This is a genomic window from Chitinophaga sp. G7 BAM 1005 (assembly GCF_057126945.1).
Window position 1 is genome coordinate 1083350 of sequence record NZ_CP181478.1, and the last position, 19929, is coordinate 1103278.

At 47.6% G+C, this 19929-nt stretch carries 15 protein-coding genes; 7 read left to right on the forward strand and 8 right to left on the reverse strand.

The window, feature by feature from the left end; translation table 11 throughout:
* Positions 1–53: 53 nt before the first annotated feature.
* Genes ACMXI2_RS04330 through ACMXI2_RS04340 form a run of 3 tightly spaced genes read right to left on the reverse strand, consistent with a single transcriptional unit; the run spans position 54 to position 2954 of the window.
* Entirely contained in the window at positions 54–632 is a 579-nt protein-coding gene (locus ACMXI2_RS04330) for a Crp/Fnr family transcriptional regulator (protein ID WP_483780481.1), read from the reverse strand.
* A complete protein-coding gene (coaA, locus tag ACMXI2_RS04335) occupies positions 633–1589 on the reverse strand; it encodes a type I pantothenate kinase (protein WP_420987944.1) in 957 nt (318 codons plus the stop codon).
* A 9-nt stretch (positions 1590–1598) separates the two neighbouring features.
* Complete coding sequence (locus tag ACMXI2_RS04340) at positions 1599–2954, reverse strand: NAD-dependent succinate-semialdehyde dehydrogenase (protein ID WP_483780482.1); 1356 nt, start codon at positions 2952–2954, stop codon at positions 1599–1601.
* Positions 2955–3102: 148 nt separating this feature from the next.
* On the opposite strand from ACMXI2_RS04340, the gene ACMXI2_RS04345 reads away from it, so the two are divergent.
* A complete protein-coding gene (locus ACMXI2_RS04345) occupies positions 3103–4278 on the forward strand; it encodes an MFS transporter (protein ID WP_483780483.1) in 1176 nt (391 codons plus the stop codon).
* Between the two features lie 65 nt (positions 4279–4343).
* On the opposite strand, the gene pyk is transcribed toward ACMXI2_RS04345, so the two are convergent.
* Positions 4344–5831: a pyruvate kinase gene (pyk, locus tag ACMXI2_RS04350; RefSeq protein WP_483780484.1), complete on the reverse strand. Its 1488-nt coding sequence runs from the start codon at positions 5829–5831 to the stop codon at positions 4344–4346.
* Positions 5832–5843: 12 nt separating this feature from the next.
* Complete coding sequence (gene pfkA, locus ACMXI2_RS04355; protein ID WP_079468763.1) at positions 5844–6824, reverse strand: 6-phosphofructokinase; 981 nt, start codon at positions 6822–6824, stop codon at positions 5844–5846.
* A gap of 171 nt (positions 6825–6995) precedes the next feature.
* Between pfkA and ACMXI2_RS04360 the strand changes: the two genes are divergently transcribed.
* Together ACMXI2_RS04360 and ACMXI2_RS04365 are read left to right on the forward strand one after the other, a co-directional pair.
* Complete coding sequence (locus ACMXI2_RS04360) at positions 6996–9089, forward strand: prolyl oligopeptidase family serine peptidase (RefSeq protein WP_483780485.1); 2094 nt, start codon at positions 6996–6998, stop codon at positions 9087–9089.
* Positions 9090–9197: 108 nt separating this feature from the next.
* Positions 9198–10097, forward strand: a complete 900-nt coding sequence (locus ACMXI2_RS04365; RefSeq protein WP_483780486.1) for an SDR family oxidoreductase — start codon at positions 9198–9200, stop codon at positions 10095–10097.
* 3 nt (positions 10098–10100) lie between these two features.
* Here the strand turns inward: ACMXI2_RS04365 and ACMXI2_RS04370 are convergent, their stop codons facing one another.
* The 3 genes from ACMXI2_RS04370 to ACMXI2_RS04380 all read right to left on the reverse strand — a co-directional run bounded on the left by ACMXI2_RS04370 (position 10101) and on the right by ACMXI2_RS04380 (position 16033).
* Entirely contained in the window at positions 10101–11036 is a 936-nt protein-coding gene (locus ACMXI2_RS04370) for an HU domain-containing protein (protein ID WP_483780487.1), read from the reverse strand.
* 228 nt (positions 11037–11264) lie between these two features.
* On the reverse strand, positions 11265–12914 hold the full coding sequence (locus ACMXI2_RS04375; RefSeq protein WP_483780488.1) for a hypothetical protein: 1650 nt from the start codon (positions 12912–12914) through the stop codon (positions 11265–11267).
* Between the two features lie 41 nt (positions 12915–12955).
* On the reverse strand, positions 12956–16033 hold the full coding sequence (locus ACMXI2_RS04380; protein ID WP_483780489.1) for a tetratricopeptide repeat protein: 3078 nt from the start codon (positions 16031–16033) through the stop codon (positions 12956–12958).
* Between the two features lie 290 nt (positions 16034–16323).
* Between ACMXI2_RS04380 and ACMXI2_RS04385 the strand changes: the two genes are divergently transcribed.
* The 4 genes from ACMXI2_RS04385 (at position 16324) to ACMXI2_RS04400 (ending at position 19839) form a co-directional block, all read left to right on the forward strand.
* Entirely contained in the window at positions 16324–16731 is a 408-nt protein-coding gene (locus ACMXI2_RS04385) for a DoxX family protein (RefSeq protein WP_079468758.1), read from the forward strand.
* A 41-nt stretch (positions 16732–16772) separates the two neighbouring features.
* Positions 16773–17183: an acyl-CoA thioesterase gene (locus ACMXI2_RS04390; RefSeq protein WP_483780490.1), complete on the forward strand. Its 411-nt coding sequence runs from the start codon at positions 16773–16775 to the stop codon at positions 17181–17183.
* An 18-nt stretch (positions 17184–17201) separates the two neighbouring features.
* Positions 17202–18449, forward strand: coding sequence for a CinA family nicotinamide mononucleotide deamidase-related protein (locus ACMXI2_RS04395; protein ID WP_483780491.1), 1248 nt, complete (start codon positions 17202–17204; stop codon positions 18447–18449).
* Positions 18450–18519: 70 nt separating this feature from the next.
* Entirely contained in the window at positions 18520–19839 is a 1320-nt protein-coding gene (locus ACMXI2_RS04400; protein ID WP_483780492.1) for a dihydrolipoamide acetyltransferase family protein, read from the forward strand.
* Positions 19840–19929 lie beyond the last annotated feature (90 nt).

A 19929-nucleotide genomic window follows, 5' to 3' on the forward strand; every position in this document is an offset into this window, starting at 1 on the left:
ACATCTTCCGGAGGAATAAAACTAACAAATGTTAGTTAATGGGGGAGGACAACTCAGGCACTTCTTTTTTTCCTGATCCGGCTTAAACTCTCCGGCTCAATTCCCAGGTAGGAAGCAATTTGTTTGACGGGGATATGCTGCACTACTTCCGGATGTTCCTGCAACAGCTGTGTATACCGTTCCTGTGCGGAGTACTGCAGGAAGGATAGTTCCCGGTTGTATTTCCGCAGGTATTGCTGCTCGGCTATCAGCCGCCCGATCTTCTCCGCCTGGTGGGAGGTGCGATATAATTGTTGCAGATCGGCATAATAACAGGCATACCCACTTACCGGCGTAACAGCCTGCAAACTAACCGCAGCGGGCTTTTGCGTAATGAAGGAGGCATAAGAAGTGGTAAAGTTGTGTGGAAAGGCAAAGTCCATGCTGATGTCTTTACCGTCGTGGAGGGTATATACCCGCACTACTCCTTCTGCAATATAATAAATGGCGTTGGCAGTTTTACCGGCTTCAGACAGGTGATCGCCTGCCGGAAAAGCTACCGGCTGCAGGATTGCTGCAAACAGTTCCCAGTGAACCATCGGTTCTTGCAGCAGTGCCTGCAGCTGTTGCCGGATAATTTGTGTGCCTTGCATTCAGGTCTTCCTCAATTGAATGGATTGAACGAAATGATGATGACCTTTTTCCAGGATCAGGCTGGCACGGTAACGGGTAGGCGCAATATTTTGCTCCAGGTTAGGCTTGTTGATATCATCCCAGATCTGTGTTGCCAATTCAATAGTGGCAGCATCAGAGAGATGTGCATAACGGTGGAAAAAAGATTCGGGGCTCTGAAAAGCTGTTCTGCGCAGGGTTTCAAAGCGCGCAATGTACCACTTGCGGATATCTTTTTCTGCAGCGTCTACATAGATGCTGAAGTCGAAAAAATCGGATACGAATACAGCCGGATCTTTTTGTTGCTGACGGTGACGAACCTGCAACACATTCACACCTTCTACAATCACAATATCGGGTTGCTCAATCCACTGCAATTGGCCTGGCAGGATATCATATTCCAGGTGGGAATACAGCGGCGCCGCCACTTTTTCTTTGCCCGATTTTACATCTGCAAGGAAATGGATTAGCCTTTTGATATCATAACTTTCCGGGAAGCCTTTTCTGTTCATGATATTATTGGCTTCCAGTACTTTGTTGGGATACAGAAAACCATCCGTTGTTACCAGGTCTACCCGCGGATGATTGGGCCATGCCTGTAATAATTTCTGTAATACCCTGGCGGTGGTACTTTTTCCAACGGCCACGCTTCCGGCTATGCCAATAATATAAGGCACTTTATGTACCTGGCTGCTGAGAAAATTGCTGGTGGCGGTATGCAGTTGTTGCGATGCTGTTACGTATAAGTTGAGCAGATGTGCCAGCGGAAGATATACCTGTGTTATTTCTTCCTGTGTGAGTGGTTCGTTCATGCCGTGCAATGCTTCCAGGTCATAATCCTGTAGTTGCAGCATGGCATCATCGCTTCTTTCTGCCCATTCTTTACGGGAGAAACTGATATAGGGAGTATAGCGGTCGCGTTTCAGAGAGGTGGTCATTCCAGTGCTTTATTGTTGTATATAGACAGTCTTTACATTCAGAAATTCGTGTGTGCCTTCCAGTGATAGTTCACGTCCGTAGCCCGATTGCTTTACGCCGCCGAAAGGCAGGCGTGCATCGGAGCGCACCATTGCATTAATAAAAACGTTGCCGCTTTCTATCTGTGTGGCCAGTTGTGCCGCTTTGTCGAGATCGCTGGTCCACAGTGCTGCGCCCAGTCCAAATTCCGTTTCATTGGCCAGTGCAATAGCATCTGCTTCATCGGCAGCTTCTATGATCACCGCCAGCGGACCAAAGGTTTCTTCTTTGAAAGCAGTCATTTTATTGGTCACCCCGGTAAGCAGGGTAGGTGCAAAGTTACAGCCTTCATGCGTGCCACCCAACTCCAGCTTTGCGCCCTGGTTAACAGAGTCCTGTAATTGTTTGGCCAGCTCCTCTGCCAGGTCGGGGCGGGCCATTGGGCCCATTTGTGTGCTTTCCTGTGTAGGATCTCCCTGTTTGATGCCCTGTAAAATTCGTTTTACTTCCGCGGTGAACGCAGGAACAATATCTTTTTCTACGATCCACCGTTTGGCGGCAATGCACGACTGACCCGCGTTTTGCATACGGCCCTGTACCGCTGTTTTAGCGGCGGCTTCGAGGTCGGCATCTTTCAATACAATAAAAGGATCACTGCCACCCAGCTCCAGTACTGTTTTTTTAATGTATTTCCCTGCAAGTGCAGCTACACTTTTCCCTGCAGGCGTACTGCCGGTAAGAGTAACGCCATGCACACGGGGATCTGCGATAACGGGTTCTATATCTTTGGAAGAGATGAGTAACGACTGGAAAGTACCGTCGGGGAAATTGCTTTCAGAGAATATTTTTTCGATGGCCAGTGAGCAGCCGCTTACGTTGCTGGCATGTTTCAGGATGCCGGTGTTACCGGCGAGGATATTGGGAATAGCAAAGCGGAATACCTGCCAGTAGGGGAAATTCCAGGGCATAATGGCCAGGATAATTCCTTTGGGTTCGTACGATACATAACTTTTATATGCGTCGGAACCGATAGGTTTATGTGCCAGCATTTCCACGATGTTTTCTGCATAATATTCTGCAGAGGTGGCACATTTCAGTACTTCGGCCCTCGCTTCTTTCAGCGTTTTTCCCATTTCCTGTGTAATCAGCGCGGCGTGTTCATCTGCATTGTCTTTCATGGATTGCGCCACCTGCATCATCCATTGCCGGCGTTGTTCCAGGGGAATCTGTAATAATTCCCGGTAAGCTTTATGACCCAGCTGTAATTTTTGCTCTATTTCTTCCGGTGTGTGTGCTGTATATACAGCGATGGTTTCCTGCGTAAATGGATTGATGCTTGTAAACATACGGGTAGCTTTTAGCGGTTAGCATTTAGCTGTGAGTGAATAGTCATACAAATTTACCGTTTTCCGGTAAAAGCTCGTCTTAAAAGCTGGCGCAACTGCTAAACACGAAAAGGCTATCTTTGCATCTCGCGGAAAACAGTACAATTTTATGGCGCTTAGCAGGTGGAATATCATGATAATGGCCCTTTGCACAGGGCTGATCGTTGCCAATATTTATTACAGCCAGCCTTTGCTGGTGTTGATGAGCAACGAATTTGGCGTATCAGAAAGTAACGCAGGACAGGTAACATTTTTTACGCAGGTAGGATATGCGCTGGGCCTGTTATTTTGTGTGCCGCTGGGCGACAAACTGGAGCGCAAGTGGCAGATCGTAGTGATGACACTGGCAGCAGTAGTAGCCCTGGTGGCGGCGGCGGAGTCTGTAAATATCACCATGTTGAAAATTACAGGTTTGCTGATTGGCTTTACTTCGGTAGTACCGCAGCTGATATTGCCACTGGCAGCGGGACTTTCTGATCCTGCAAGTCGTGGTAAAGTGATTGGTACGATTATGAGTGGCCTACTTGTGGGTATCTTATTATCCCGTACACTCAGCGGCGTAGTAGGACATCATTTCGGCTGGCGGGCCATGTTCTGGATAGCTGCCGGTATCAGTGCTTTGCTGGCGGTGATCATGATCATTTCCTTTCCTTCGAGTAAGCCAGATTTCAAAGGAAGCTACGGCGACCTGATGAAATCTTTGCTTACGCTGATCAAAGAACAGCCGGTATTAAGAGAAGCTTCCGCTATCAATGCCTGTTGCTTCGCCATGTTTGGCATGTTCTGGACAACGGTGGTATTTTTATTATCGGATGCCCCTTTTAAATATACCAGCGAACAGATCGGATTAATGGGACTTGCGGCTGCAGCCGGCGCTTTGGGCGCTCCATTGGTAGGAAGGATTGCAGACAAAAAGAATCCGCGTATTGCTGTTGGTTATGGCATCATCTTTTTGTTTCTCGGTTATTTTCTCTTCTATATTTTCAAAGCCAACATTATAGGTATTATCATCGGTATCATCGCCATTGATCTCGGTTTGCAGGGCATACACGTATCCAATCAAACCCGCATCTACACGTTGTTGCCGGATGCAAGGAACCGTTTGAACACGGTGTTTATGACTACCAGTTTTATCGGCACCTCACTTGGATCCGGCATCGGGTTGTGGGTGTGGTCTTTTGCGCAATGGAACGGTGTATGCGTGGCCGGTACTGCACTGATCACCATTGCACTGATCATTTACCTGGGCACGTATAAAAAAACGAAAGGAGCCGTTACCGCTTAAAAAAAAGCGTCGGAAAGGAATTTAATTTCCTCCCCGACGCTTTACTAAATCCTTATAGCAGCGTATTAGTCCACTTTCGTGATCTTCAGCATGTTTGTTGGCAAGTGTTCTTTAACAGGGGTGCTACCGGTGTTAACGGCTACATCTCCTGATTTGATGAATCCTCTTTCTTTCAGGATATTGATCTGATCGAATACGATATCATCCAGGCTTTCTTCTTCTTCGTAGTAGAAAGCGCGTACGCCCCAGCTCAGGCTCAGCTGATTTACCAGTGATCTTTCTTTGGTAAAGATATAGAGCGGGCTACGTGGGCGGTAGCTACTCAGCATAAAGCCGGTGTAACCGCTCTGGGTCATACCAATGAGGGCATCAGCGTCCAGGTCTTCCGCAATTTTACAGGCGTTGTAGCACAGTGCATCGCTGAGGAAGGTAGGAGAGTGACGGTGAGGGATCAGGTTACGGTTGTAAATGATCGCTTCTTTTTCCACTTCCTGGATAATTTTATTCATGGTCTGGATAACCAGTTCCGGGAACATACCGGTAGCAGTTTCGCCGCTCAGCATTACCGCATCCGCACCTTCCAGTACAGCGTTTGCCACGTCGGTGATTTCACTACGGTTTGGACGGGTGCGGTCCATCATGCTTTCCATCATCTGTGTAGCCACGATAACGGGTTTTGCACGGTGAATACATTTGCGGATGATATCTTTCTGGATCATCGGGATCTGCTCTACCGGCAGTTCCACACCGAGGTCGCCACGGGCAATCATCACGCCATCACTTTCCCAGATAATTTCTTTCAGGTTCTGGATAGCCTCAGGTTTCTCAATTTTAGAGATCACCTTCATTTTAGAATTACGTGCTTCCAGGCGTTTGCGTAATACGGCCAGGTCTTTTACGCTTCTTACAAAGGAGAGCGCTACCCAGTCGCATTCATGATCAATGATGAATTCCAGGTCAATAATATCTTTATCTGTCAGCGCAGGGAGGGAGATTTTGGTATCCGGGAGGTTAAAGCCTTTTTTGGAAGACAATACACCTGGCAGGGAAACTTCAGCTTTGATTTCGCCGCTGGCAGTGATTTCTTTTACAATTGTCTCGATTTTACCGTCGTCCAGCAGGATTTTCTGGCCAACTCTAAGATCTTTATACAGGTCAGGGTAGGAAACGTAAATTTTTTCCATGTTGCCCACCAGCTTTTCGTTTACGAAAGTGAGGATATCGCCTTTCTTCAGCGGGAGTGCATTGTTTTCGATTTCACCCACACGGAGCTTTGGGCCCTGTAAATCGGCCAGGATGGCAACTGTGTAAGGTTCTGTTTTATTGATCTGGCGGATATATCCAATAATCCGCAGTTTATCTTCGTGCGAGCCATGTGAAAAGTTGAGGCGGAAAACATTAACGCCGGCCTTCACCAATGTCAGTAAGCCTTCATAGGTATCGCATGCCGGGCCTACAGTGGCCACGATTTTTGTTTTGTGCGAAGAGTGTTCTCTACCCGCAGCGTTATCCATCTGCTTGTGATAGTATTTCGAAAGATCCTTTGTACTCATAAGTCTAATTTTTTAACTCGCAAGAATTTTAACAATCTTAAACCATTCGGGGTCAATTTCCTGTTTGGCTTTTACAGCTTTATCAAGAGGAGTGTAATGGATCTTGTCGTTAACAACACCGATCATTACATTATGGATGCCTTCGAGAAGGGCATCTACGGCTGCATAGCCCAGGCGGCTGGCCAGAATACGATCTGTGCAGGTGGGAGCGCCGCCACGCTGGATATGTCCGAGGATACTTACCCGGGTATCCAGCTGTGGGCACCTTTCTTTAATGATGCGACCAACTTCAGTAGCACCGCCGGTTTCATCACCTTCGGCCACTACAATCAGGTTAACCAGTTTTCTGCGGCGTTCGTTGGCCTGCAGTTCTTCAATAATGTCATTTACTTCGGTTTTGCGCTCAGGCAGCAATATGTGCTCCGCACCGGTGGAAATGCCGCTGTGTAATGCAATGTAACCGGCGTCGCGCCCCATTACCTCAATTACAAACAAACGGTCATGCGCATCGGCAGTGTCCCTGATCTTGTCGATAGCTTCCACCGCTGTATTCACAGCTGTATCAAACCCAATCGTAGAATCAGTTCCTGCAATGTCCTTGTCAATAGTACCAGGCAAGCCTATACACGGAATATCAAATTCCTGGCTGAACTTTTGCGCACCATTAAACGAGCCGTCTCCACCAATTACTACCAGCCCGTCAATGTTGTGCTTTTTCAGATTTTCGTAAGCCATTTTTCGCCCTTCATATTCATAGAACTCTTTGCACCGGGCGGTCTTCAATATGGTGCCTCCGCGCTGAATAATGTTGGCAACGGATTTTGACTCCATTGGGAAGATCTCGTTCTTCAACATTCCCCTATAGCCGTACATAATGCCATACACATTCAGCTGATGATAAATGCCCGTTCTTACAACGGCACGAACGGCGGCGTTCATGCCAGGAGCATCTCCTCCTGATGTAAGCACTGCAATGTTGTTCAGTTTTTTCATATAAATTGCTAAAAAAATATCTTAAAGGCGCACAAAAATAACATTTTGCAATTGTTTTCTAACTGTTATCTGATGAAATAACCTAAATTTTTAATTTCCATCAAACAAAGTAGATAAAAATTTCAAAAAATATTACGCATGTTAAAAAAAAATAATAAACGGTGGATCTTTATGAGCGTAAGTTTAATCGCCGGGCAGGCAATGGCACAGCAACAGCAAACGATTACTTATCCCGAATCCCCAAAAGTGGATACCATCGATAACTATCACGGTACCCAGATCGCAGATCCATACCGGTGGCTGGAAGACGATCACAGCCCCGAAACAAAAGCATGGGTAGACGCCCAGAATAAGGTAACAGAAAATTATCTCTCCAACATCCCCTTCCGCGCGGAAATCCGGAAAAGACTGGAGGAATTGTGGAATTACCCCAAAAACGGCGCCCCCGCCAAACACGGTAATTATTATTACTTTTTTAAAAATGATGGTCTGCAGAACCAGTCCATCCTTTACCGCGCTGCCACTTTAGGCGGTACACCGGAGGTTTTCCTCGACCCCAATAAGCTCTCGGCAGCCGGTACCACCGCACTGGGCAGCATGTCGTTTTCCAAAGACGGGAAACATTTTGCCTACCTGCTTTCCAAAGCAGGGTCCGACTGGCAGGAAGGTTTTGTAATGGATGTGGAAACCCGCCAAGTCCTGCCGGATAAACTGGAATGGGTGAAGTTCAGCGGCCTCTCATGGAAAGGTAATGGCTTCTATTACAGTCGCTACGACAAACCCGATGAACAAAGCAAACTGTCCAAAAAGAATGAATTCCAGAAAGTATATTACCACCGGCTCGGCGATCCGCAGGAAAAGGATGAACTGATCTATGTGGATAAAGAACACCCGCTGCGCAACGCCGGCGTGGACGTAACGGAAGATGAACGCTTCCTGATCCTCTCCACCTCGGAAGGCACTTCCGGCCGGGAACTGTGGTTCCGCGACCTGCAGAACCCCGCGCAAAAGGAATTCACCCTGCTCGTAAAAGGCTTCGCCAACGAGCCGGACGTAATAGATAATGACGGCGACAAACTACTGGTGCGTACCAATCACAACGCACCCAACTATAAAATTGTGCTGATAGACCCCGCCAACCCGGCGGAAGCCAACTGGAAAATAATTGTTCAGGAGAAGAAAGAAGCTCTCCAGGGAGTAGGCCTTGCCGGTGGCAAATTATTCCTGTCCTATCTGAAAGACGCTTCCACCAGGGTTTACCAGTATGATTATAAAGGTAAACTGGAACATGAAGTGAAACTGCCGGGACTTGGCACCGCCAGTGGCTTTGGCAGTAAAAAAGAAGATAAAGAATTCTTTTATACCTATACCTCCTTTATTACTCCGCCCGCTGTATATAAATATGATGTAGCCACCGGCGTTTCTACCTTATATAATAAGGCAGAAGTAAAATTCAACCCCGCGGAGTACGAAACCAAACAGGTGTTCTTTAAAAGTGCCGACGGAGAAAGTGTGCCCGTATTTCTTTCCTACAAGAAAGGTATACGGCTGAATGGTAATAATCCCGTGTTGCTTTACGGCTACGGCGGATTCAATATTGCCATGACTCCTTCTTTCAGCGTTTCCAACCTCTACTTCATGGAACAGGGAGGCATATACGCAGTGGTATCATTAAGAGGTGGCAGCGAATACGGCGAAGCCTGGCACAAGGCCGGTATGATGGAAAAAAAACAGAATGTATTCAACGATTTTATCGGCGCAGCCGAATATCTCATCAAAGCAAAGTATACCAATCCCGGCAAAATAGCGATCCGTGGCGGTTCCAACGGTGGTTTGCTGGTAGGCGCCTGTATGACACAGCGTCCGGAACTGTTTAAGGTAGCGCTGCCTGCTGTAGGTGTAATGGATATGCTGCGCTTTCAGAAATTCACCATCGGATGGGCCTGGGCAGTGGAATATGGCAGCAGCGACAATGCAGAACAGTTTAAATACCTGTTGAAATATTCACCACTGCATAACCTGAAACCCGGCGCCGCTTACCCGGCTACGCTGATCACTACCGCTGATCACGACGACCGTGTGGTGCCGGCGCACTCGTTTAAGTTTGCAGCTACGCTGCAGGCCGACAACGCCGGACCCAATCCAACCCTGATCCGTATTGAAACACAGGCAGGGCACGGTGCAGGCAAGCCCACTTCCAAAATGATTGATGAAGCCGCCGATATCTGGGCGTTCACCATGTATAACCTGGGCATGCACAAGTAAAGTTACAAGTGATTAGCTTTTAGCTGTTATTGAAATGCCCCGCATTTTGGTGAACAGCTAAAAGCTTTTTTTTCTTATCTTTAGAAATAGCGTATTGAACATGGCTCTATGAAGGTACTTATAACTGGTAGTAACGGATTATTGGGACAACATCTGATCCCGCTTTTTCTGCAAGATGGAAAATATGATGTGATAGCCACAGGCAGAGGCCCTAATCGTTTCCCCCTGCGGGATAAATACACTTATGAGGCTGTAAACCTCCGCGATGCAGGCAGCGTAAAGCAGCTGGTAGAAAAACATCAGCCGGATATCATTATTCATGGCGGCGCCATGTCGCAGGTAGATGATTGCGAAAAAAATAAAGATGCCTGCTGGGATACCAATGTAGGAGCCACCCGTTACCTGGTACACGCAGCAGAAAGTTGCAACGCCTTCTTCATCTTCCTGTCCACCGATTTTGTATTCGATGGCTTACAGGGTCCTTACAGTGAAGACGCTACCGTAAATCCTATCAATTATTATGGTACCAGTAAAGTAGCCGCAGAGCGACTGGTGATCAACAGCAAACTGCAGTGGGCCATAGTACGCACCGTATTGGTGTATGGCGTAGTGGCAGACCCCCATCGCAATAACATGATTACCTGGGTAAAAAATAATTTACAGCAGGGAAAGAAAGTGAAAGTAGTGGATGACCAATGGCGTACGCCTACCTTATGCCACGACCTGGCGAAGGGATGTTTGCTGATTGCAGATAAGAAAGCAAACGGTTTCTTCAACATCTCCGGAAATGAAATTCTCACTCCTTATGATATGGCCATTCAAACGGCTGAATACTTTAAGCTGGATACTTCCCTCGTAGAAAAGATCAGTGCCAAAACACTGGCACAACCTGCGGCCCGTCCTGCCAAAACCGGACTGATAATAGATAAGGCCGCTAAAGAACTGGGATATCAGCCCCGTACTTTTGCAGAGGGGCTGGAAATTGTAGCAGGTGAAATAAAAGCTTAACGGCTAAAATTCAAGAAATACTTTATTACCAAATACTTTCCGGATACTGTCGCGTTGCACGGTGGTATCTGCCACCAGTGAATGCAGTTCTACTGCAGTTCTGTACATACTGTCTCTTTTATAGAGTACCAGCGTTTTTCCCCAGGCGAGCTGCTGCTTCTGTTTTTTCACTGCAATACTGCTGTCTTTATACCTTTCCACTACTGCATAATAAGTAATGGGCGTAATTGCCGCTTTCGCAGTGGAGTCGGCCAGGGCTTTTTGTATGGAATCCGCGGCAGCTGCGGCGAGTTGCTTTGCGGTAACTTCCGTATCCGGAGGTGTTTCGGATTGGGATACTGCTTTGGAGATACCAGACAAATACCACCAGGCGGCTAATCCTATTACAATGGCGGCAACGGGAATAGCGGCCCACCACCATTTAAAACCACTTTCTTCCGTTACGGCTTCCAGCGTATCTTCCACTTCTTCTGTCATAATGGGCTCCAGCGCCTCCGGTGGTGGTGGCACAAAAGCCGGCGCCGTGCGGTTATCCGTTGTACGTTCAATAGGTGTAAGATCCAGGGTTTCTTTTTCTACCGGCAGTTCTTCCGCATGGAAATGAATGTTGCCGGTAAAGTCGCCCTGTAACTGGCCGATGCCCGGCAGCACCAACGGTTTCCCGGATTGAAGCTCCGCTTTCAGTTCCTCCAGGTATTTTTCCAGCTTCCGCTGTGCCACGGCAGGTACCAGGTTTTCTTTCAGGGCAATCCATTCCACACAGGAACCGTCGTCCTGCCATTGCTGGGTAAACATCACCTGTTCACGCGGCGCCGTAAGCGTTTGTGCGTGGGAGTTATAATGTGCCGGGAAATGTTGTACAGAAAATGTTCCCAGCTGTGGTACTACACAAATCCGCTGTTTAAACAGCACTTCCTGGATATATTGCTGAAGTATCAAGTGGAGAAATTTTTAGTGAATAATGCCGCGGATTTTGTCTTTCCCGCTGATTACGCTGATTATACTGATTTTATGGATTTGATCTTTTGTGATTTTATAAAGGATTTTCGAAGATATAAGCGGAGATACTCGCATTTGTCTCCCAAAATCAAAAAAAATCATAAAAGATCAAATCCATAAAATCAGTATAATCAGCGTAATCCTGAATAAGACAAAATCCGCATAAAGTTAAAACTTAATCATCACACCACCCACAATATTGAACCCATAAGTAGGGTAGAGGTAATATCGCTGGTAGTGTGTATTAAACAGGTTATTTGCATTCACCCAGAGTCCGAAATTTTTACTGATATCATAAGATGCGCCGGCATTCAGGTCCCAGGCGCCTTTGGTTTTGCCAAAGTCTTTGTTGGGAAGCAGGTAATAGCTGCCGCTCAGTGCAAAGAGGTCGGCGTTCAGGTGTAATTTTTTGGCGATGGTATATTGCGCAAACAGGTCGCCCTGGAAGGCTGGCAGATGCCACGGTTGCACTTCTGTTTCCTGTTTGTTATAGTTATACCAGTCGAAGCTAACGCGCGCCTGGAATTTTTCTTCTTCAATATACCCTACTTCGCCATGCAGCTGGAAAGCACGCAGCTGCGCTTCGTTACGGGTGGTGAATTTTTTGGTGTCGGCGCTATCGTTTACAAACAGCGGCATATTGTACCAGGTAACGGAGGCGAATTTGGTGTTGTAGTTGAAATGGCTGCCCAGTGTACCTTTGATACCGGTATATTTTTCTTCTACACGGGTATTCATCATTTCTCCCGGTAAGCCGGCGAGGAACGGATTTTTATTGGCAAGATTACGGTAGGAATTCTTTTCAAAATAGGAAATCCATCCACTGCTCAGGATCAGTTTTTTACGGATCAGGTGCGATTCATTCACGATGTCGGGCAGCAGGTAAAATTCGCCGTTGCTCCAGGTTGGATTTACACCGGCATGCAGCACAAATCCGGGCTTCATGATATCTACCGCAGGGTGGATGGAAGCGATGTTGTTGTTGATGGCGCGGTTGTTATCTTCTTTATAGGTAGAAAGATCAAACACGCCTTCTACTTTTATGTAGATATCTTCAAACACCTGCTTGCGTACCGGTACATTCAGCTGGAAGGTATTTTCTGTACGCTTGTAGGAATCGTTGAAAAGAATAAACTTCACTTTGGGCTGGAAGGTAAATGCCCAGTCGTTTTGCGGCCTGTTCTGCATACCCACGGAAGCCGTGATCTGGTTAAACGTTTGCTCGATATCCTTCTTTTTATAGCTGGCCGTATCGTGTCCATAGCCATAGTAGTGAACGGTGTTGCGGTCGTAGCCGATGCTTCCGTCGAACCGGAATTTTGGCAGCAGGTAAGTGCCGGAGGCCAGTACATTCAGGTTGCTATAGTCCTGGTCAGGAATTTCTTTGCCTTTGGAGCCGGTATAGTTTACATACAGGCCGTAGTTGTACATGTTTTGCCTGCCGCTGCCGAAGCCAGCCTGCACATACGGTGTTTTATAATTACCATATCCCAGTTTCACGAAGTTGTTCTGCAGGTACGACAATGAATCTTTACCCAGTGCCAGCGGTTTCAGTGGCATGGCCTGGTACATAAAGTTCAGGTTCAGCGCCGGTATCTCGTACTTCATGGAAGGCCGGGTAGTATCAATTCCCGGCAAAGAGGCCGTGAGATTGAGTTTGTAGGCATCGCGCAGTTTGGGCTGGTTGGTGGAAATGATATCAATCGTTTCCTGTTTCAATACCTCCTGTGCGGCGGCCGTTTGTGCAAACAGCATTCCTGCCAGGCCCAGTGCTGATATAATAAAAGTTCGTTTGTTATATATTGCTTGAATGTTCATGCTTTGTTGCGCTTAAATGTCAGATTCCAAAATCCGGGTGATTATTTCTTCGGTTTTTTGCCAGCCGCTTTTTCTTCCGCTTCCGCTTTTGCCAGTTTATCTTTCGCTTCCTGTTTCAGCTCCGGAATAGAGCTGTTGGTAACGATGCTCTGGTAAGTAGCCTTTGCATTGAAATAATCCTGTTGGCGGGCGTATACATCTCCCAGCAGGATATATGATTTAGCCACCCAGTATTCGTAGGACGGCGTATTTTTAATCACATCAAAACCGGCTTTTTCAGCAGCGTCCAGTTCATTCTGTTGCAGGTAGCAATCCGCGATGTTGTAGCGGGCTTCGGCGCCTGTTTCAGATTTGGTCATGTTGGCTACTGTTTTGAATTCAGACAGGGCCCCGGCATAGTCTTTTGCCTGCTGTAATGCTTTACCGCGATAGAAATGGGCGATGATCTGATCATCTGTACTGATATTGGCAGCAGCCAGTAACATTTCTGCGTAATTGGTTACTTCGTCCCAGCGTTTCAGCTGGTAGTTGCTGCGGAGTAATCCCCTGGTGGCGGTAAGACTATTTTCCTTGCTGGTAGCGAGGTCCTGCAGTTGCAGGTAGTAGCCTCTTGCCTTATCATAATTTTTTACCTGGTAGAAGTTGATGTTAGCCGCCTGTAGTGCAGATCTTTCTGCGTACAAACTGTTGTTGCGCGACAACACAAATTCATAGGCTGGCAATGCGCTCGTATAGTCTTTACTGTTATAGGCACATTCTGCTTTGTAGAAATAGGCCGGCAGGATAAACTGGCCATTCGGATATTTCTGGATATAGTTGTTGAAGCCGCTGGTAGCGCCTGTGCAATCGTTGCTGGTGAAGCGGGCTTCAGCAGCAGCATAAGTGAGCGAGTCTTCAGCGGAAGTGGTAACGGTTCTGCCGCTGGCTTTCAGGAAGGCGAGGTAGTCGTCGGTTTTACCCTGACTTACATAAATCGACTTCATACTTTGCAATGCTTCATTGGATTCCGGCGAGTTAGGGAATTTCTCCACTACCTGGCGGTAATAGGCCAGCGCTTTGCTGTCGTTGTCTTTGTTATAATAGCTCAGGCCCAGTTTCAGGAGTGCGCGTGGTGCATTCGGTCCGTTGGGTTGTTTCTGCAATACATTTTCCAGGAAAGGAATGGCTTCTGTATATTTTTCTTCCGAGAGATAGGTATTGGCTATCTCAATATCTGTTTCGTTATTAAAGCCGGACGATGGAAACTTGTTACCCAGTTGTTTAAGCAGTGCCAGTTTCTCACTTTGCTTGCCCTGTAAACCGAGGATCACGGCTTTCTGGTAGGTAGCGTAGTCGGCGCCGGGAGCGTTGTTGCTGATGATGCGGTCGTACAGCGATAATGCTTTCGGGAACTGGCGGAGCATGTAATAGCAGTCGGCGCTGCGGAGGGCGGCGTCGGTGGCGATACGTTCTGCATTGGGGCCGCTGGTGCGCTGGGCAGATTCAAAGTAAGGCAGTGCTTCCGTGAATTTGTCCTGTTTCAGGAGACTGTATCCCAGGTTGTAGCTGGCGGTTTGTGCATTCGCCTCGCCGGATACCGGGGCCGTGTTATTCAGATAGGCGTTCAGGTTAGTAACCGCCTGCTCTGTTTTGTTCTGGCGCAGCGCAATTTCCGCTTTCCAGAAGTGCGCCAGTTGTTTGATCTGCGGATCGTATGGGTTGCTGATGGCCACATCCAGCAGGCGGTCGGCTTCTGCCAGCTGCTGATCGTTGATCAGCTGGGTGGCGCGGCCGTAGGCTACTTTCTGGTAGGCTTTCCGCACTGTAGGGTTTTTGTCGGGAATCGATTCAATAGTCGCTAAACCATCTTTGTAGTTATTGCTGTTCATGAAAAGATTAACGAGTATTTCCCGGGCTTCTTTGTTATAAGCAGATTGCGGATATGTTTTTACAAACTGTGTAAGCTCACTGAGCGCAGCGTCGGGGTAGCCCAGCTCATACGACAGTTTGCCGTAGTTGAACCGGGAAATTTCCTGTTGCTGTGCGTTGGAGCTGTTGTTGGCGCAAAAGGCAAAAGCGTTGCGCGCATTGGCTTTCTGACCGGTACGGAGGTAGCAGTCGCCCAGCAGGTACATGGAATTTTGTCCCAGTGAATCTTTGGAGCTGCTCAGTTGTTTAAATCCGGCGATTGCTTTCGACAGGTTATTTGTCTGGTAATAAGCGTATGATAACTGGTAGATGTCTTCGTTTCTTACTTCATCAGCGTTATCCTGGAAGTCCTGCAGGTAGGGCAGCGCTTTGGGATAGTTCTTTTTTTCGAAGTAGGCTTTACCGAGCAACTGCTTCAGTTCTGCTTCGTAGTATTGTCCGCCTTGCCGCAGCAGGGGCTCTGTGTAGGCGATCAGCCGGTCTGTTTTTCCCTGGAAGTAATAGATTTCCGCGATGTAATAAGGAACTACATTGCTGTATTTTGGTTCGTTTACTACTTTCTGGAAACTATTGAGGGCTTCTGCATACTGGTGATTGTAGTAGCTGATGAAGCCATAGTAATAGTTGGCAGGTATACTGTATTTGCCGGGTACCTCTTTGATGGAGGCAAACAGGGGCTGCGCCTTTTTAAAATCTTTTAAATTGAAATAGCAATAGGCGAGTTCAAACTTCGCTTCCGCAATTTCTGCGTTGGAGAGGTTTTCGATATTGGCTTTTTCGTAGAGGGGAATGGCCTCTTTGAGTTTATTCTGCCGGAAATAATATTTGGCCAGCTGATAGCTCACCAGTTCTTCACGGGCATTGTTATTGGCCAGTTTCAGAAATTCCAGCGCCTGTTTTTCCGCATTGTCCTGTTGCAGTTTCAGTGCGCAGATGGTATAGTAGTAATACGCATCTGTTTTAACCAGGTCACGGTTGGTTTCGTGGAAATAGTCGATGTTATCAAGGGTTTGCCTGAAAAGCTGCATGGACACGGCATATTTTTCCTGCTGGAAATATTGCTGGGCGTCCTTGAATACTTTTTCCGGATCTGTGTAAATGCGTGTTTGCTGTGCCTGTGCGGCAGGCAGTGCTATCAAACCTGTACCCGTAAAGGCCAGGAGTGATATATACAGATGTCCGGGAACAAAAACTCTTCTTATAAATTGCATGCTATAGCTGTTATTTCTTGAATATGCGTTTAAAACGAATCCCGGGAGGAAATATTTTCCAGCCGGGGAAGTACTCTGCCGTGGCCTGACCTGGTAGTTCGTTTCTTTGGTGCCTGTGTGCCTCCGACATTCATGATGAGAAACGAACCAGGTGATATCAGCAAATATAAAAGTTATATCTTTTCCTTTCCGATTGTGTTTCTAACAATGTGGATAACTCCGGTAGCAAGGCAAAGGCTATTCATTTATCTTGCGGAAAATATTTTTTAAGTACAAAAACCTTACCTACTATGAGAAAACTGTTCTCTGCCGGCTACTCGAATGGCGCTGTAAGTTTTTCTATGCTGGTGCTCCGACTGGTATCCGGTGGTCTGATCCTCCTGCATGGCTGGCCCAAGCTGATCAATTTTACTGCCAAAATGAATTCTTTTCCTGATCCATTGGGGGTAGGACATAAAATTTCTTTGGGAATGGTGGTTTTTGCAGAAGTATTCTGCGCGGTGCTGTTGATCATGGGACTGTTAACCAGACTGGCTTCTGTGCCATTGGTGATTTGTATGGGCGTGATCATTTTTATGATTCACGGGCATGACCCGGTATCAGAAAAAGAAATGCCCATCCTCTTCCTGGCAGCATTTGTAACACTGCTTTTTACAGGACCGGGCCGGTTTTCACTGGATGGCGCATTGGGCAAATAAAATATTCAAGTAAACGTTTAGGATAAAAATAGCGGGGAACCATGTTTATCAGTACAACAACAATCAGGGTGCGTTATGGGGAAACAGACCAGATGGGATATCTGTATTACGGCAATTACGGCCTGTATTATGAAGTAGGCAGGGCGGAAGCTATACGCGAACTGGGTTTCAGCTACAGGGAGCTGGAAGAACAGGGCGTGATTATGCCGGTAGCCGAACTGAATGTAAAATACCTGCGGCCTGCCTATTACGACGACCTGATAACGGTGAAGACTATACTAAAGGAGATGCCGAAGGGTTCTAAGATACAGTTTCACAGCGAGTTGTATAACGAAAAGAATGAATTGCTGAATGTTGGGGTGACCACACTGGTATTCATTGACGTGAAAACGAAACAGAAAGCCGGCTTGCCGGAAGATCTGGAGAAAATACTGGCACCGTTTTTTGAATAGCAGTTTAAACAACGCATTATGGATAAAATCACCACCAGCATCATCACCATCGGAGATGAACTGCTGATAGGACAAACGATTGATACCAATTCTGCCTGGATGGCACAGCAGCTGAATGCAATGGGGATCTGGGTACACCGGCGTGTAGCCATCGGCGATATCGCGGAAGATATCCTCGATGCCCTGGCAAAAGAATCGGCGGTGTCGGATATTGTGCTGATCACGGGCGGCCTGGGGCCAACCGCCGATGATATCACCAAGCCTACCTTGTGCGAATACTTCAATACCAGGCTGGTACAGCACCAGGAAACGCTGGAGAACGTACTGCATATTTTTGAAAGCAGGGGCCTGCCCATCCTGCAGAGGAACCTGGATCAGAGCCTGGTGCCGGAAACGGCAACGGTTATTGAAAATAAAAGAGGCACCGCGCCGGGAATGTGGTTTGAGAAAGAAGGTAAAATCTACGTATCCATGCCCGGAGTGCCGCATGAAATGAAGGGGATCATGGAGCATTATGTGCTGCCCCGGCTGGCGAACCATTTTCAAACCCCGGCGGTAATACATCAAACCCTGGTTACCTCCGGTATGGGTGAATCCTTTATCGCCGAACGGCTCGTTGCTTTTGAAGCAAAATTGCCCGCACATATCAAACTGGCTTACCTGCCCAGTTACAGCCTCCTGAAACTCCGTTTAACCGGCTTTGGTAAAGATAAATTATCGGTAGCCGCAGAGGTGAGCATCCTGTTTCACCAGCTGAAAGACCTGCTGGCAGATATCACCGTAACCGACCAGGATATTTCAATAGGCGAAGTACTGGGTAACCTGTTAAAGGAGAAAGGTAAAACGATGGGTACCGCGGAAAGTTGTACCGGCGGACTGATTGCCAGCTGGATCACGGCGGTTCCGGGAAGTTCCGCTTATTTTAAAGGCAGTGCGGTAACGTATGCCAATGAAATGAAAGTGAAGATGTTAGGCGTGAAACCCGAAACCCTGCAGGCGCATGGCGCCGTGAGTGAGGCCACTGTGCAGGAAATGCTGACCGGCGCACTGGCACTGCTGCAAACCGACTACGCCATTGCCGTATCCGGGATCATGGGACCTGATGGCGGCACGCCGGAAAAACCGGTGGGCACCGTTTGGATAGCGGTGGGAAATGCAAAGAGAACAGTTACCATAAAACACCAGCTGCGTTACGACCGGGAACGGAATACGCAAATGACAGCTGTTTATGCCATGAATGAGTTGCGCAAACTCATTCTTGAATAGGGATATTCACGTATTTTGAATTGGTACAATTCCCTTATTTTTGTTGCGCACTAAAGCAAAAATCAATCTTATGGCCATTGTAGAATTGGTAATGCCAAAAATGGGGGAGAGCATCATGGAAGCCACCATTTTGCGTTGGCATAAAAAGGCGGGCGATCACGTAAATGTAGATGAAACCGTACTTGAAATTGCCACCGACAAAGTGGATAGCGAAGTTCCTTCCACTGCGGAGGGCGAAATCACAGAACTGCTCTTTAATGAAAATGATGTGGTGCCGGTAGGTACCGTCATTGCCCGCATTAATACCAATGCCGATGCAGCAGCGGTTTCCGCACCTGTTACGCCTGCAGCCCCTGCATCCACCGAACCAAAATTCACTACCGCGCCGGCGTATACACCCGCTGCCGAAGCGCCTGTTTCCGGTGGCGGAGCCAAATTCTACTCCCCGCTGGTACTTACTATCGCGCAACAGGAAGGCATCAGCTTTTCCGACCTGGAAAAGATCCCCGGTTCCGGCAACGATGGCCGCGTAACCAAAAGAGATATTCTCCAATACGTAGCCGACCGCCGCGAAGGAAAGATAATCCCGGATGTAACGCCCGGACCGGCAACATCCACGGCAGCGGCCACTACCCGTCAGCCGGTGGTTACCACCACCGTGGCTTCCCCTACCTATAGCGGTAATGTGGAAATCATTGAAATGGATCGCATGCGCAAACTGATTGCCAACCACATGGTAATGAGCAAACAAACCAGTCCGCATGTGACCAGCTTCGCCGAAGCAGATGTTACCAACATGGTGAAATGGCGCGACCGGGTAAAAGGTGACTTCGAAAAACGCGAAGGCGAAAAACTAACTTTCACGCCACTGTTTATAGAAGCCATCGTAAAGTGTATCAAGCGTTTCCCGCTGATCAACTGCTCGCTCGACGGCGACAAGATCATTATCAAGAAAGACATTAACATAGGCATGGCTGCCGCGTTGCCCAGTGGTAACCTGATTGTTCCGGTGATCAGAAGCGCAGATATGCTGAACCTCACCGGGTTAACCAAACAGGTAAACTACATGGCTAATGCTGCCCGCCAGAATAAGCTGAAGCCGGAAGATACCCAGAGCGGTACTTTCACTCTTACCAACGTAGGCACCTTTGGCAGCCTGATGGGTACGCCTATCATCAATCAGCCACAGGTAGCCATCCTGGCGGTAGGCGCCATCAAAAAACGCCCGGTGGTAATTGAAACAGAAGATGGCGATACCATTGGCATCAGGCACATGATGTACCTGTCCATGTCTTACGACCATCGTATTGTAGATGGTTCCCTGGGTTCTACTTTCCTGAGCGCAGTAGCGAAGGAGCTGGAGAATTTTGATCCGAAGAGAGGAATTTAAAGATAGCTATCGTTTAGCAGGAATGCAGCAGGGATCATTTTCTGCTGCATTTTTTTGTTTTTTTAAGGACAACAAAAAAGAGACACTCGA

Coding starts and splice junctions, on each gene's coding strand:
- ACMXI2_RS04400 (WP_483780492.1), top strand. CDS start 18,520: ATGGCCATTGTAGAATTGGTAATGCCAAAAATGGGGGAGAGCATCATG.
- ACMXI2_RS04395 (WP_483780491.1), top strand. CDS start 17,202: ATGGATAAAATCACCACCAGCATCATCACCATCGGAGATGAACTGCTG.
- ACMXI2_RS04375 (WP_483780488.1), bottom strand. CDS start 12,914: ATGAACATTCAAGCAATATATAACAAACGAACTTTTATTATATCAGCA.
- coaA (WP_420987944.1), bottom strand. CDS start 1,589: ATGACCACCTCTCTGAAACGCGACCGCTATACTCCCTATATCAGTTTC.
- ACMXI2_RS04330 (WP_483780481.1), bottom strand. CDS start 632: ATGCAAGGCACACAAATTATCCGGCAACAGCTGCAGGCACTGCTGCAA.
- ACMXI2_RS04345 (WP_483780483.1), top strand. CDS start 3,103: ATGGCGCTTAGCAGGTGGAATATCATGATAATGGCCCTTTGCACAGGG.
- pyk (WP_483780484.1), bottom strand. CDS start 5,831: ATGAGTACAAAGGATCTTTCGAAATACTATCACAAGCAGATGGATAAC.
- ACMXI2_RS04365 (WP_483780486.1), top strand. CDS start 9,198: ATGAAGGTACTTATAACTGGTAGTAACGGATTATTGGGACAACATCTG.
- ACMXI2_RS04385 (WP_079468758.1), top strand. CDS start 16,324: ATGAGAAAACTGTTCTCTGCCGGCTACTCGAATGGCGCTGTAAGTTTT.
- ACMXI2_RS04390 (WP_483780490.1), top strand. CDS start 16,773: ATGTTTATCAGTACAACAACAATCAGGGTGCGTTATGGGGAAACAGAC.
- ACMXI2_RS04380 (WP_483780489.1), bottom strand. CDS start 16,033: ATGCAATTTATAAGAAGAGTTTTTGTTCCCGGACATCTGTATATATCA.
- pfkA (WP_079468763.1), bottom strand. CDS start 6,824: ATGAAAAAACTGAACAACATTGCAGTGCTTACATCAGGAGGAGATGCT.
- ACMXI2_RS04340 (WP_483780482.1), bottom strand. CDS start 2,954: ATGTTTACAAGCATCAATCCATTTACGCAGGAAACCATCGCTGTATAT.
- ACMXI2_RS04360 (WP_483780485.1), top strand. CDS start 6,996: ATGAGCGTAAGTTTAATCGCCGGGCAGGCAATGGCACAGCAACAGCAA.